The organism is Pseudotabrizicola sp. 4114, from assembly GCF_031457365.1.
Classification (GTDB): domain Bacteria; phylum Pseudomonadota; class Alphaproteobacteria; order Rhodobacterales; family Rhodobacteraceae; genus Pseudotabrizicola.
The window spans coordinates 284,513-296,786 of the sequence record NZ_JAVDWP010000005.1 but is presented as its reverse complement, the minus strand read 5'-3'; the positions used below and the strand labels follow the sequence as shown (position 1 = coordinate 296,786).

The 12,274-nt window shown below is 63.5% G+C and carries 11 protein-coding genes; 3 read left to right on the top strand and 8 right to left on the bottom strand.

Annotated features, from left to right (window positions below; genetic code table 11):
* The first annotated feature begins 59 nt into the window (after positions 1-59).
* Together gloB and clpA are read left to right on the top strand one after the other, a co-directional pair.
* Positions 60-827, top strand: a complete 768-nt coding sequence (gene gloB / locus J2X53_RS14150; RefSeq protein ID WP_349038134.1) for a hydroxyacylglutathione hydrolase — start codon at positions 60-62, stop codon at positions 825-827.
* A 175-nt stretch (positions 828-1,002) separates the two neighbouring features.
* Positions 1,003-3,321, top strand: a complete 2,319-nt coding sequence (clpA, locus tag J2X53_RS14145; protein WP_349038133.1) for an ATP-dependent Clp protease ATP-binding subunit ClpA — start codon at positions 1,003-1,005, stop codon at positions 3,319-3,321.
* 122 nt (positions 3,322-3,443) lie between these two features.
* On the opposite strand, the gene J2X53_RS14140 is transcribed toward clpA, so the two are convergent.
* The 3 genes from J2X53_RS14140 to J2X53_RS14130 all read right to left on the bottom strand — a co-directional run bounded on the left by J2X53_RS14140 (position 3,444) and on the right by J2X53_RS14130 (position 6,887).
* On the bottom strand, positions 3,444-5,057 hold the full coding sequence (locus J2X53_RS14140) for a peptidoglycan -binding protein (protein WP_349038132.1): 1,614 nt from the start codon (positions 5,055-5,057) through the stop codon (positions 3,444-3,446).
* A 3-nt stretch (positions 5,058-5,060) separates the two neighbouring features.
* Positions 5,061-6,170 (bottom strand): biopolymer transporter ExbB, encoded by a 1,110-nt coding sequence (locus J2X53_RS14135; protein ID WP_349038208.1) that lies wholly within the window; start codon positions 6,168-6,170, stop codon positions 5,061-5,063.
* 180 nt (positions 6,171-6,350) lie between these two features.
* Positions 6,351-6,887 (bottom strand): gamma-glutamylcyclotransferase, encoded by a 537-nt coding sequence (locus tag J2X53_RS14130; RefSeq protein WP_349038131.1) that lies wholly within the window; start codon positions 6,885-6,887, stop codon positions 6,351-6,353.
* Positions 6,888-6,948: 61 nt separating this feature from the next.
* Here J2X53_RS14130 and J2X53_RS14125 point away from each other — a divergent pair, with 61 nt between their 5' ends.
* The gene (locus J2X53_RS14125; protein WP_349038130.1) at positions 6,949-7,932 is read left to right on the top strand and encodes a DUF2125 domain-containing protein; all 984 of its coding nucleotides are present in this window, start codon (positions 6,949-6,951) and stop codon (positions 7,930-7,932) included.
* An 8-nt stretch (positions 7,933-7,940) separates the two neighbouring features.
* Here the strand turns inward: J2X53_RS14125 and J2X53_RS14120 are convergent, their stop codons facing one another.
* The 5 genes from J2X53_RS14120 to rpsD all read right to left on the bottom strand — a co-directional run bounded on the left by J2X53_RS14120 (position 7,941) and on the right by rpsD (position 12,257).
* Positions 7,941-8,843: an extensin family protein gene (locus J2X53_RS14120; RefSeq protein WP_349038129.1), complete on the bottom strand. Its 903-nt coding sequence runs from the start codon at positions 8,841-8,843 to the stop codon at positions 7,941-7,943.
* Entirely contained in the window at positions 8,843-9,778 is a 936-nt protein-coding gene (locus J2X53_RS14115) for a prephenate/arogenate dehydrogenase family protein (protein ID WP_349038128.1), read from the bottom strand. The genes J2X53_RS14120 and J2X53_RS14115 overlap by 1 nt, the downstream gene beginning before the upstream one ends.
* Positions 9,775-10,860 carry a histidinol-phosphate transaminase gene (hisC, locus tag J2X53_RS14110; protein WP_349038127.1) on the bottom strand — a complete coding sequence of 362 codons (1,086 nt, stop codon included), beginning with the start codon at positions 10,858-10,860 and terminating at the stop codon, positions 9,775-9,777. The genes J2X53_RS14115 and hisC overlap by 4 nt, the downstream gene beginning before the upstream one ends.
* 88 nt (positions 10,861-10,948) lie before the next feature.
* Entirely contained in the window at positions 10,949-11,485 is a 537-nt protein-coding gene (locus J2X53_RS14105; protein WP_349038126.1) for a TIGR00645 family protein, read from the bottom strand.
* Positions 11,486-11,636: 151 nt separating this feature from the next.
* Positions 11,637-12,257, bottom strand: a complete 621-nt coding sequence (rpsD, locus tag J2X53_RS14100) for a 30S ribosomal protein S4 (protein WP_349038125.1) — start codon at positions 12,255-12,257, stop codon at positions 11,637-11,639.
* Positions 12,258-12,274 lie beyond the last annotated feature (17 nt).

The following is a 12,274-nucleotide window of genomic DNA, read 5'->3' as shown; positions in this document are numbered from 1 at the left end:
ACCATCCTTCTTCCGGGCCATGCTGGCCGTATGCGACACAGTCAACCGTAAGGACGACCATGCCCCTGGACCTTGTGACGATCCCCTGCCTGAAAGACAACTATGCCTTTCTGATCCACGATTCCGCCTCCGGTGCGACCGCCGTGGTCGATGTGCCCGATGCTGCACCGATATTGGCCGCACTGCAAACCCGTGGCTGGCGGCTGACCGACATTCTGATCACCCATCACCACGATGACCATATCGCGGGCGTCCCTGCCCTGCGTGATGCCACTGGCGCACAGGTCTGGGGTGCCGCGGCCGACGCGCACCGCCTGCCGCCGCTGGATCACGCATTGACTGAGGGCGACAGCGTGACCATCGGCGGGGAAACCGGCGCTGTGATCGACGTGTCCGGCCACACCATGGGCCATATCGCCTTTCACTTCCCCGGCTCCGGCCTTGCCTTCACCGCCGACAGCCTGATGGCCGCCGGATGCGGGCGGCTGTTCGAGGGCGCGCCCGATACGATGTGGGCCAGCCTGTCAAAACTGGCCGCCCTGCCGCCCGAGACGCTGATCTGTTCGGGCCATGAATACACCGCATCGAACATCCGATTTGCCCTGTCCCTTGAACCCGGCAATCCAGCACTTATCTCTCGTGCATCGCAGGTTGCTCTGGCGCGCGAGGATGTTCGCCCCACAGTCCCCTCGACCCTGTCCGAAGAACTGGCCACAAACCCGTTCCTGCGCGCGGCCTTGCCCGAACTCAAGGCCGCTGTCGGAATGGCCAACGCCTCTGACGCTGAAACCTTCGCCGAAATCCGCAAGCGCAAGGACAGGTTCTGACGTGTTAACGCCCAAGGGCTGATCACATTTGATGTGACAAATGTCACCAAAGCCCAAAGCGTGAATATTCTTCTTGAAGTACGGCAAATAAAACCGAACTTTAAAGGTATGAGGCAACGGTTGGTAAAGGTGAAGAACACCCGAACCTGCCCCGAGGAACAGGAGCACGCAGCAAGTGCCTTCGTTTTCAACCACTCTCGAGCAAGCCATCCACGGCGCCTTGGCTTTGGCCAACGCCCGTCGCCATGAACTCGCAACGCTGGAGCATCTGCTGCTGGCGCTGATCGACGAACCCGATGCCGCCCGCGTGATGCAGGCCTGCTCGGTCAACCTTGATGACCTGCGCAAAACGCTGATGGAATTCATCGACGATGACCTGTCCACACTGGTCACCGATGTCGAAGGATCCGAAGCGGTGCCAACCGCCGCCTTCCAGCGCGTGATCCAGCGCGCGGCGATCCATGTGCAATCATCCGGCCGCAATGAGGTGACGGGGGCCAATGTTCTGGTCGCCATCTTCGCCGAACGTGAAAGCAACGCGGCCTATTTCCTGCAGGAACAGGACATGACCCGTTATGACGCGGTCAACTTCATCGCGCATGGTGTGGCCAAAGACCCGTCCTTTGGCGAAGCCCGCCCCGTGCAGGGTGCCGAAGAACACCATGAGACGCCAAAGGCCGAAGCCGGCGATGCCAAGGAATCGGCCCTGTCGAAATACTGCGTTGACCTGAACGTCAAAGCCAAAAAGGGCGATGTCGACCCGCTGATCGGCCGCGAGGCCGAGGTGGAGCGCTGCATTCAGGTGCTCTGCCGCCGCCGCAAGAACAACCCGCTGCTGGTGGGTGACCCCGGTGTTGGCAAGACCGCCATTGCCGAAGGTCTGGCGTGGAAGATCATCAACAAACAAGTGCCCGACGTTCTGGGCGGTGCCACCATCTATTCGCTCGACATGGGCGCTTTGCTGGCCGGCACCCGCTATCGCGGTGATTTCGAGGAACGGCTGAAAGCCGTGGTCAAAGAGATGGAGGATCATCCCGACGCGATCCTCTTCATCGACGAGATCCATACCGTGATCGGTGCCGGGGCCACCTCTGGCGGCGCGATGGATGCATCGAACCTGCTGAAACCCGCGTTGCAGGGCGGCAAGCTGCGCTGCATGGGTTCGACCACCTACAAGGAATTCCGTCAGCACTTTGAAAAGGACCGCGCCCTGTCGCGCCGGTTCCAGAAGATTGACGTGAACGAGCCTTCGGTTCCCGATGCTATCAAGATCCTGATGGGTCTGAAACCGCATTTCGAGTCGCACCACGACCTGCGCTACACCGCTGACGCGATCAAATCGGCGGTGGAACTGGCCAGCCGTTACATCAACGACCGCAAACTGCCTGACTCGGCGATTGATGTCATTGATGAGGCCGGCGCGGCACAGCACCTGTTGTCCGACTCCAAGCGGCGCAAGGTGATCGGCACCAAAGAGATTGAGGCTGTGGTCGCAAAAATCGCCCGCATCCCGCCGAAAAACGTCTCCAAGGACGATGCCGAAACCCTGCGCGATCTGGAAAAAACGCTCAAGCGTGTGGTCTTCGGTCAGGACAAGGCGGTTGAGGCGCTCTGCTCGGCCATCAAACTGGCCCGTGCAGGCCTGCGCGAACCCGAAAAGCCCATCGGCAACTACCTGTTTGCCGGGCCAACGGGTGTGGGCAAGACCGAGGTGGCCAAGCAACTGGCCTCCAGCCTTGGCGTCGAACTCCTGCGCTTTGACATGTCGGAGTATATGGAGAAACACGCCGTCTCCCGTCTGATCGGCGCGCCTCCGGGCTATGTCGGCTTTGATCAGGGCGGCATGCTGACCGATGGCATCGACCAGCACCCGCATTGCGTGCTGCTGCTCGACGAGATGGAAAAGGCCCATCCGGATGTTTACAACATCCTGCTGCAGGTGATGGACCATGGCAAACTGACCGACCACAACGGCCGGTCTGTCGATTTCCGCAATGTGATCCTGATCATGACCTCGAACGCCGGGGCCTCTGACATGGCCAAGGCAGCGATCGGCTTTGGCCGCGACAAGCGCACCGGCGAAGACACCGCTGCGATTGAGCGCACCTTCACGCCCGAATTCCGCAACCGTCTGGATGCAGTGATCTCCTTCGCCTCGCTGGGCAAAGAGGTGATCTTCCGGGTGGTCGAGAAGTTCGTGATGCAGCTCGAAGCACAGCTGATGGATCGTGGCGTTCACATCGAACTCACGCCAGAGGCGACGATCTGGCTGGGCGACAAGGGCTATGATGACAAGATGGGCGCGCGCCCCTTGGGCCGCGTGATCCAGGAACACATCAAGAAGCCGCTGGCCGAAGAGCTGTTGTTTGGCAAGCTGGTCAAGGGCGGCGTGGTCCGCGTCACGGTCAAAGACGATGCCATCGTGCTCGAAATCGACGAGCCGCAAAAGCCGCGCCTCACCGGCTCCAAACCGCCGCTTCTCACGGCGGAATGATCCGGCACTTCCCGAATACGACACAGGCCCCTGCGCAAGCAGGGGCCTTTTGCTTGCCGGTGCCGCTTGACTGCACCCTTGGGTGAGAGCTGCCCAAGTGGCTACAGGTGCCACCCAAACCGCTACCGCTCGGTCAGCTTCAACTCGATGCGCCGGTTTTGCTGGCGGTCCGCTTCGGAGTTGCCCGAGTCCACGGGCCGGTATTCGCCAAAGCCGGTTGCCGCCAGCCGGTCAGGTGGAAAGCCCAGAGAGTTCTGCATGAACCGCACCACCGACAGCGCACGCGCCTGACTCAGCTCCCAGTTATCGGCAAACTCCCCGGCCCCGGACAAAGGCACGTTGTCGGTGTGGCCATCGACCCGGATGATCCAGTCGATCGTGTCAGGAATTTCGGCCCGCACCTCGTTCAGGATTTCGACCACCCCGGCAATCTGGGCGCGGCCCTCGGGGGCCAGATCGGCGGCACCGGGCTGGAACAGCACTTCGCTGGAGAACACGAACCGGTCGCCCACAACGCGCACGCCCTCCCGCCCTTGCAGCAACCGGCTGAGCTGGCCAAAGAATTCGCTGCGGAACTTCTCCAGATCGGCGTTTTCCGCCTCCAGCCGCAGCCGCTCGGCCTCCTCCAGGGCGGCGCGGCGTCTTTGCTCGGCCGCGACCTGCGCCAAAGCGGTGTTCAGCTGCGACCCCAGCGCCTCCAGCTGCACCTGAGCGGTCGCATCCTTGTCGCGCGCCTCGTTCAGCACCGCCTGCAGGCTGCCCAACTGGCCGCGCAGGGCAACGATCTGCTCGTTCAGCAGCGCCACCCGCTGCGCCGCCTCGATCGACTTGGCCTGTTCATCCGTCAGCGCCCGCTCTGCCGCCGCCAGCATTGCCGCCGACTGGTCGACATCCGCCGCCGCCTGAGCCGCGTCGGTCTGGGCGGCGGCCAGCAACATCAGGGTTTCCTCGGCCCGCTTGCGCTGTTCTTCCAGCGCCAGTGTCATCGCCGCCATCGCCTCATCCGACCCGGCCATCCGCGCCCGCAACGCCTCCAGGGCCTGCGCATCGACCAGCCGCGCCGCTTCCGCCTCGGACAGTTCCGTTTGCGCCGCCGTCAGCGCCGCCGCGTCAGCGGTCGATTTCGCCTGCAAATCCGCAATCAGCGCCTCAACCGCCTCGCGCCGGGCCGCTGCCAGCCGCGCCTCTTCGGCGGTCTGATCAATCTCTTGCCGCGCCCGCGCCACCGCCAGTTGCAGCGCATCGCGTTCGGTCAACAGCGCCGCCCGCGCCGCCTCCAGCTCGGCATTGCTGACCGACAGATCCGCCACCTCTCCGCGTGCGGCATCGCGCTCGGCCAGCAGGGTCGCCACCTGAGCCTCAAAACTGGCCACCCGCGCCTCTGCCGCCTGCAATTCGGTCTCTGCCGTCGCCAGCCGCCCAGCCAGCCCCGCCACCAGCGCCGCCTGCCGCTCGCCCTCGGCCTCGCTTGCGGCAAGATCCGACCGCAGTGTGCCGACTTCGGCCTGCAACTGCCCGACCCGGTTCCGCTCAAGCCCCAGCGCATCGGCCAGCTGCGCCACCTGATCGGTCAGCGAATTCAGCTCACTGTCCTGCGTGGTGATGGTTTCCTGCAACACCGATTGCAGCACGGTAAAGATGGTCAGCACGAACATCAGCACCATCACCAGCGTCGTGACCGCATCCACGAACCCCGGCCAGATGATCGACGCGTCCCGCCGCCGCGACAGGCCCATGGCTCAGCGCCCCACCCCGGTGCGCGACAATTGCCGCACCGCCGCCGTCAGAGCCGAAATCTCGCCGCGCAGATCGGCCACGCTTTCCTGCCGCCCTGCTGAAATTTCCTCCAGAATTCGCAAGAGTTGCACATCAATCGAGCGCAAGCGCATCCGGCTTTCGGCATCCGAATGCGCGCCGCCCTCGGCGCCCACCAGCGCCGCGATCAACCGCTCCTGTCCTTCGGCGATGCGATCCAGCGCCGCCGCCTGCCCGGATTCCGCCTCCAGCCGGTTGGCAAGCGCGCCGACCGCCGCCGCCAGCTCGCCGATCCGCGCGTCTACTGCGCCCCGGCTGGCATCCGATTGCACATACAGCCCTTGCAGCACCTCCATCTGGCTGACCATCTGGTCCAGCACCATGGCCACCGCGCCACCGTCACTCTCGCCTTCGGCCTCGCCGCTGGAAAAGCCCAGCCGGGTGATCGACGACAGCCACTCTTCCAGCTCGCGGTAAAACCGGTTCTGACCATGGCCGGCAAACAGCTCCAGCAGGCCCACAACCAGCGATCCCGCCAACCCCAGCAGCGATGACGAAAACGCCGTTCCCATCCCGCCCAGCTGCGCCTCAAGCCCGCTCATCAGCTTTTCGAAAACCGCAGCGCCGCTTTCGCCCTCTTGCGGCGACAGTGACCGGATCGTTTCCACAATCGCCGGAACCGAGGTGGCAAGCCCGTAAAACGTGCCCAAAAGGCCTAGGAAAATCAAAAGGTTGGTCAGATAGCGCGTGATATCGCGCGCCTCATCAATTCGCGTCGCGACCGATTCCAGAATCGAGCGCGAGCTGGAGGAAGAGATCTGCATCTGCTGCCCACGCGTGCGCAACAGCGATGCCAGCGGCGCCAGCAGACGCGGCACCCGCTGGGTTTCCGCCCCCGGCCCGTGACTGACAAAATCCTCGATCCAGCTGACCGACTGGATGAGGATCAGCACCTGCCAGAAGCAGGTGACCACACCCAGCACAAAGATAAAGGCGATGAACCCGTTCAGCCACAGGTTGGACCGGAACACCTCGGCCACCTGGCCATGAATCAGCCATGCCCCCGCGGCCACCAGCCCGGTGATCACCAGCATGGTTACGATCTGCTGGATCGGCTGCGTAAATTTCGCGGCCCTGCGCTCTCGCCCAGGACGGCGTGCTCCGGCCTTTGCCTCGGCCTTGGTCTGCTTCATCAGACGCTGCCTGCCCGTTTGTTCTGCTTTGCCCGACGATACGCCATGATACCCTTGCTGCCAAAGAAATTCTCTGTGTCTTCACAGGGTAAGTGCGCGCACCCGAGAAGCCAACCACTCCAGTTCCGGGTCGGAAATGCCCAGTTCCGCCAGATGCGCCGCGGTTGACCAAAGGTAATCGCGGTTCAGCCCGCGCCCGCCAACAGCGCGCGCAATGATCTGCGCCTGCTCTTCCAGATCAACCCCGCCACAGTATTGCCAATGGTCCGGGTCGATCACATAGACCAGCGCGTCGCACCCGCCGCCATCCGGCCAATCGGCCCGCACCCGGGCCTCCAGATAGGCCGACGAGATCAGCTCGCGGTCCCGCAACAGGGCCAGCGTGGCGGCCTCGGCCCCCGGCTCGACCCGGAAGGTCACCCCGTCGCAATGATGCCCCTCGGCGGCGTCCAGTGCCAGCACCAGCCCCGGCTCCGCCTCAGACCCGCGATGATGGATCGAGCGCATGCAGAACGACCGCCGCCAGCCCTGCACCCGTGCGATGCGCGCCTCGGCCACCGGAAATTCCGGGTTCCAGATCAGCGATCCATAGCCAAAGACCCACATCGTCTCGGTCAAGTGACTGGCCCTCCTTGCTTGCTGCCTCTAAACAACAGGGGCGGATGAAAGAAAAGGGCCGATGATGCGCGCATTGCTGTCGATTGCCATCCTTTTGGTGGCGCTGTGGTCAGGCTACTGGTTTGTCGGCAAAACCGCCGTCGAACGCGGGTTCGAGGCGTTTCTGCAAGAGGCCCCGGCGCGCGGGCTGGAGATTGCGCAATCCGGCTACAGCTTTGTCGGCTTTCCCAACCGCTTTGATCTGACCGTGACCGAGCCACGCGTAACCGATCAGCGCAGCGAAATCCGGTGGGAAGCGCCGTTCCTGCAGGTGTTTTCGCTCAGCTATCGCCCCTGGCACGTGATCGCGGCCTTTGCGCCAGAGCAGATCCTCCGCACCCCTGCCGAAGACATCACGCTGCAATCGGGCAAGCTGCAGGCCAGCCTTGTGGTGACCCCCAGTACCGCGCTGACACTGGACCGCACCACGTTTGTCGGTGATGCCGTGCGCGCCGAGTCCAGCCTTGGCTGGGTGCTGGCGGCCGAGACGCTGCGCTTTGCCACCCGCACCGACCCCAGCCGGACCAATGCCCATGACATCGCGCTGGAGCTTTTGAACCTGTCGCCCGACCCGGCCCTTGCCGCCCGCCTGCCCGACCTGCCACCGCAGATCGCGCTGACGCGGGTTGATGCCAATGCCAGCTTTTCTGCCCCGCTCGACCGCTTCGCCGCAGAAACCCGGCCGATGTTGACCGCGCTGTCGCTGCGCGAGGCGGTGCTGACCTGGGGCGAGCTGTCCATCTTTGCCAAGGGGGATCTGCTGGCGGTGGATGGCTTGCCCGAAGGCCGGATCGAGATCCGGGTGACCGGCTGGCGCAATCTGGTGACTCTGGCCACCAGCATGGGCCTGATCAAACCCGAAATCGCGCCGACCGTGCTGAACATGATGCAGGCCGTTGCCGGCAGTTCGGGCGACCCTGATGTGCTGGAAATGCCGCTGATCTTTGCAAGCGGCCAGATGTCGCTTGGCCCGCTGCCCCTCGGCCCCGCGCCCCGGCTGAACTGAACCGGGGCTTAGCGGCAGTAGGTGCTGTTGCGTTTGGCGGTGTCGAAATGCAGATGGTCTTCGTGCATTCCGTCCGACCCCGGCCCCAGCGTGGTGTTAAAGATACCGCAGGCCGCTTTGTGGGCTTTTCTCATTTTCTTGTCGAAATTCCGCAGAACAGGCACGGTCTTTCCGTTCGAAAAGGTAAAGCCCGAGATGTCGATCGCCCGGCCCTTGCCATGTTCGCTGACCTTGGCCCCGGCGCGGTGATTGCGGGTCCGGCAGACATAATGCCCGGCCACCTGCAACTGAACTACCTTCCCTTTGCCATAGGCTGGCTCTACCCCGCGCTCGACCCAGGTCTTCAGCGCGCGGGCGGTATCGCAATCCACCGTGGCCGCCTGGCTCAGCCGCACCCCGGCCACGCTGGTGATCCGTACCGGGTCCGGTACGCCGCAGCCCTGAATGCGCGAGGTGATCGGCGCCAATGCCTCCCCCCGGATCGACGGATCGCCACAAACTGCGCCCTTGACCGACACAACGCCCTGTTTGCCCGGCTTTACCGGCGCAACGGTGGCCGCGACCAGTTGCTTATCAACCAGCCCCTCAGGCCGCTTTGACGGGCGCAGCAGGCCGAACAGACCCTTTTTCTCTGGCGGGGCAACCGCAGAGGCGGTGGCAACGACCACATCCGGCGCGGCAATCATCGCAGGCGCTTCAGCAACAAGGGTCTCGGGTCGCATCCTGGGGCGCACCGAAAGCGCCATGACCGGAAGCGCTGCAACCTGAGCGGTCACGCCCACCGTCTCGGCCTCGGCAACGGCGACCATTCCGGGGCGCGGCATCGGACGGGGCGATTTGGACGGCGCATCGGCGAACACAGCACTGGCCACAACCAGCAGAACAGCCCCCGTCACCCCCGCCCTGACCATCAGCCTTTGCCCTCTCCTCCACCCTGCGGGCTGCGCCCGAAGTCTGGAGCAGATGTATCCTGTCCTGCCTCGATAATGCCACGCCTGATTGCGCGGGTGCGGGTGAAGTAGGCGTGAAGATGCTCACCATCGCCCATGCGGATGGCGCGTTGCAGGGTGAACAGCTCTTCGGTAAAGCGGCCAAGGATATCCAGCACCGCATCCTTGTTGGTCAGAAACACATCGCGCCACATCACCGGATCGCTGGCCGCGATCCGGGTCAGGTCGCGAAACCCGCCCGCCGAATACTTGATGACTTCGGAGTTCGACACCCGCCGCATATGCTCGGCCACGCCGACCATGGTATAGGCAATCAGGTGCGGCGTATGGCTGGTGACGGCCAGCACCAGATCATGATGGCCTGCGTCCATCTCATCGACATTTGCGCCCATGCCCTCACACAGCGCCCGCAACCGGGCGACCGCGTCACGGTCCGCCCCTTCCAGCGGGGTCAGCAGCCACCAGCGGTTCTTGAACAGCGTGGCAAAGCCCGATCTCGGCCCAGAATGCTCGGTCCCCGCAATCGGGTGGCCGGGAATGAAATGCACGCCCGACAGCATGTGCGGCGCCACCGCCTCGACCACCGCGCCCTTGACCGAGCCCACGTCGGTGACGGTCGCCCCCGGCGCCAGATGCGGCCCGATCTCAGCGGCAATCTCGCCCATCACCCCGACCGGCACACAAAGCACCACCAGATCCGCGCCCTGCACCGCCTCGGCTGCGGTGGCAAACACCGCGTCACACAGACCGATCTGCAAGGCAATGTCCCGGCTCTCGGCCGATTTGGCATGGCCCACAATCTCGCCCGCCAGCCCGTATTGCCGCATCGCATGCGCCATGGACGAGGCAATCAGCCCCAGCCCGATCAGCGCCACACGCTGATAAAGAACCGTCATTTCAGCCCCTTGAACTGCCCCACGGCATGGGCAACCCGGCGGCACCCGGCTTCGTCGCCCACCGTGATCCGCAGACAATGCGGCAGTTTGTAGCCCGCCACCCGCCGCACGATCAGCCCCTGGGATTGCAGAAACGCATCGCACGCCTCGGCCTCTTCGACGCTGGCAAAGCGGGCCAGCACGAAATTCGCCATGCTGGTGTCAGAGGGCACCCCCACCTCGGCCAGAGCCTCGGCCAGCCAATGCCGCATCCGTGCATTCTCGGACCGGCATTTGTTCACCCACTCCTGATCGCGCACCGCCGCCTCGGCCACCTCCAGCTGGGTGGTCGACAGGTTGAACGGCCCGCGGATGCGGTTGAGCACGTCGATGATGTGTTTCGGCCCGTACCCCCAGCCAATGCGCAGACCACCCAGACCATAGATCTTGGAAAACGTCCGCGTCATGAACACATTCTCACGCCCGGTCGCCAGACCCGAACCGCCGTCATAGCCCTCGACATATTCGGCATAGGCCCCGTCGATCACCAGAATGGCCTGCGCAGGCAGCCCCGCCGCCAGCCGCTCCATCTCGGCGGGCGAAATCATCGTGCCGGTCGGGTTGTTGGGGTTGGCGATGAACACCAGCTTGGTGCGCTTGGTACAGGCGCGCAAGATCGCGTCCACATCCGTCATTCGCTCGCGCTCGGCCACTTCGACCGGGGTGGCCCCGACCGCCAGCGCCGAAATCCGGTACATGAGGAACCCGTGTTCGGTGAACACCACCTCATCTTTCGGCCCGGCATAGGCCTGGCACAGAAAGGTGATGATCTCATCCGAGCCGACGCCACAGATGATCCGCTCCGGGTCCAGCCAGTGCACATCGCCGATGGCCTGACGCAAGGCAGCGTGATCGGTGCCCGGATAGCGGTGCAGCGTGTGAACCGTCTTGCCGAACACCTCTTTCGCCCGGTCACCGGGGCCGAACGGGTTCTCGTTCGACGACAGCTTCAGCGCATTTGACACGCCGGCCAGATGCGCCTTGCCGCCTTCGTAAAGCGCAATGTCCAGAATGCCGGGCTGCGGGCGGATTGTGTCGTGCATAGTGGCCTCCAACTCACCCGGCGGTTCTAGCGGGCACAGGGCGGTTAGACCAGTGCGATTATAGCGCGCAGCTGTGGTCAGACCGGCCCTATTTGCTGGCGTATGACTTTGCCTGCAGCCAGTCCATCACCGCCAGCAACACGCCCGAGACCACAAAAGTCAGATGGATCACCACCAGCCAGAACAGCTCGGTCTCGCCGAACTTGGCATCCGCCACAGATTCCCCGATTTCCATGAACCGCTTCAGCAGATGGATGCCGGAAATCGCCACGATACTGGCCACCAGCTTCATCTTGAGCCCGCCAAAATCGACCTTGCCCATCCAGTCCGGGCGATCCTGTCCAGTATCAAAATCGAACTTCGACACAAAGTTCTCATAGCCGGAGAACATCACGATCAGCAAAAGGTTGGCTGCCAGCGTCAGGTCAATCAGCGTAAGGCACACCAGAATGACCTCATCCGCCGTCATCGCCAGCACCTGCGGCGCATAATAGGCCAGATCGCGCAGGAAAATCACCACCAGCATGCCAAGGCTGACGACCAGTCCCAGATACATCGGAGCCATCAGCCAGCGGCTGGCAAACAGCCCGGCCTCAAAGCGGTCTTCCAATGACTTGCGGTCCATATACCTCACCCAGATTGCAGCCGGTTCTGCCGCTTCGATAGCGCAGGCCGTGCATAAGGAAAAGGCCCGTCAATCGACCCCGGCGGCAATGCCCGCTCAAAGCAAAAGGGCCGCCCAATCGGGCGGCCCTTTGCACATTCTGCGCGAAAAATCAGTTCTTCGCGTAATATTCGACGACCAGGTTCGGCTCCATCACGACCGGATACGGCACATCGCCCAGACCCGGGGTGCGCACAAAGGTCACGACCAGTTTGTTGTGGTCGACTTCCAGATAATCCGGCACGTCACGCTCTGACGATTGCACGGCTTCCAGAATGATCGCCAGCTGACGCGATTTCTCGCGGACCGAGATCACGTCGCCCTCTTTCACACGGTAAGACGCGATGTTCACGCGAGCGCCGTTCACCTGCACATGGCCGTGGTTCACGAACTGACGGGCGGCGAACACGGTCGGCACCAGCTTGGCGCGGTACACGACCGCATCCAGACGGCGCTCCAGCAGACCGATCAGCATCTCGCCGGTGTCGCCGCGCACACGCTCGGCCTCACCAAAGATCTTGCGGAACTGCTTTTCGGTCAGGTCACCATAGTAACCCTTCAGCTTTTGCTTGGCGCGCAGCTGGGTGCCGAAGTCGGACAGTTTGTTCTTGCGGCGCTGACCATGCTGGCCCGGGCCATATTCACGCTTGTTGACCGGCGACTTGGCGCGGCCCCAGATGTTCTCGCCCATGCGGCGGTCAATTTTATACTTGGCAGACGTGCGTTTGGTCACGGCTGATCTCCTTCAAG

Excerpts from the sequence above, each read along its gene's own strand:
- gloB (WP_349038134.1), top strand. The coding sequence starts at position 60 with ATGCCCCTGGACCTTGTGACGATCCCCTGCCTGAAAGACAACTATGCC.
- J2X53_RS14140 (WP_349038132.1), bottom strand. The coding sequence starts at position 5,057 with ATGGGCCTGTCGCGGCGGCGGGACGCGTCGATCATCTGGCCGGGGTTC.
- J2X53_RS14135 (WP_349038208.1), bottom strand. The coding sequence starts at position 6,170 with ATGCTGGTGATCACCGGGCTGGTGGCCGCGGGGGCATGGCTGATTCAT.
- J2X53_RS14125 (WP_349038130.1), top strand. The coding sequence starts at position 6,949 with ATGATGCGCGCATTGCTGTCGATTGCCATCCTTTTGGTGGCGCTGTGG.
- J2X53_RS14120 (WP_349038129.1), bottom strand. The coding sequence starts at position 8,843 with ATGGTCAGGGCGGGGGTGACGGGGGCTGTTCTGCTGGTTGTGGCCAGT.
- J2X53_RS14115 (WP_349038128.1), bottom strand. The coding sequence starts at position 9,778 with ATGACGGTTCTTTATCAGCGTGTGGCGCTGATCGGGCTGGGGCTGATT.
- hisC (WP_349038127.1), bottom strand. The coding sequence starts at position 10,860 with ATGCACGACACAATCCGCCCGCAGCCCGGCATTCTGGACATTGCGCTT.
- J2X53_RS14105 (WP_349038126.1), bottom strand. The coding sequence starts at position 11,485 with ATGGACCGCAAGTCATTGGAAGACCGCTTTGAGGCCGGGCTGTTTGCC.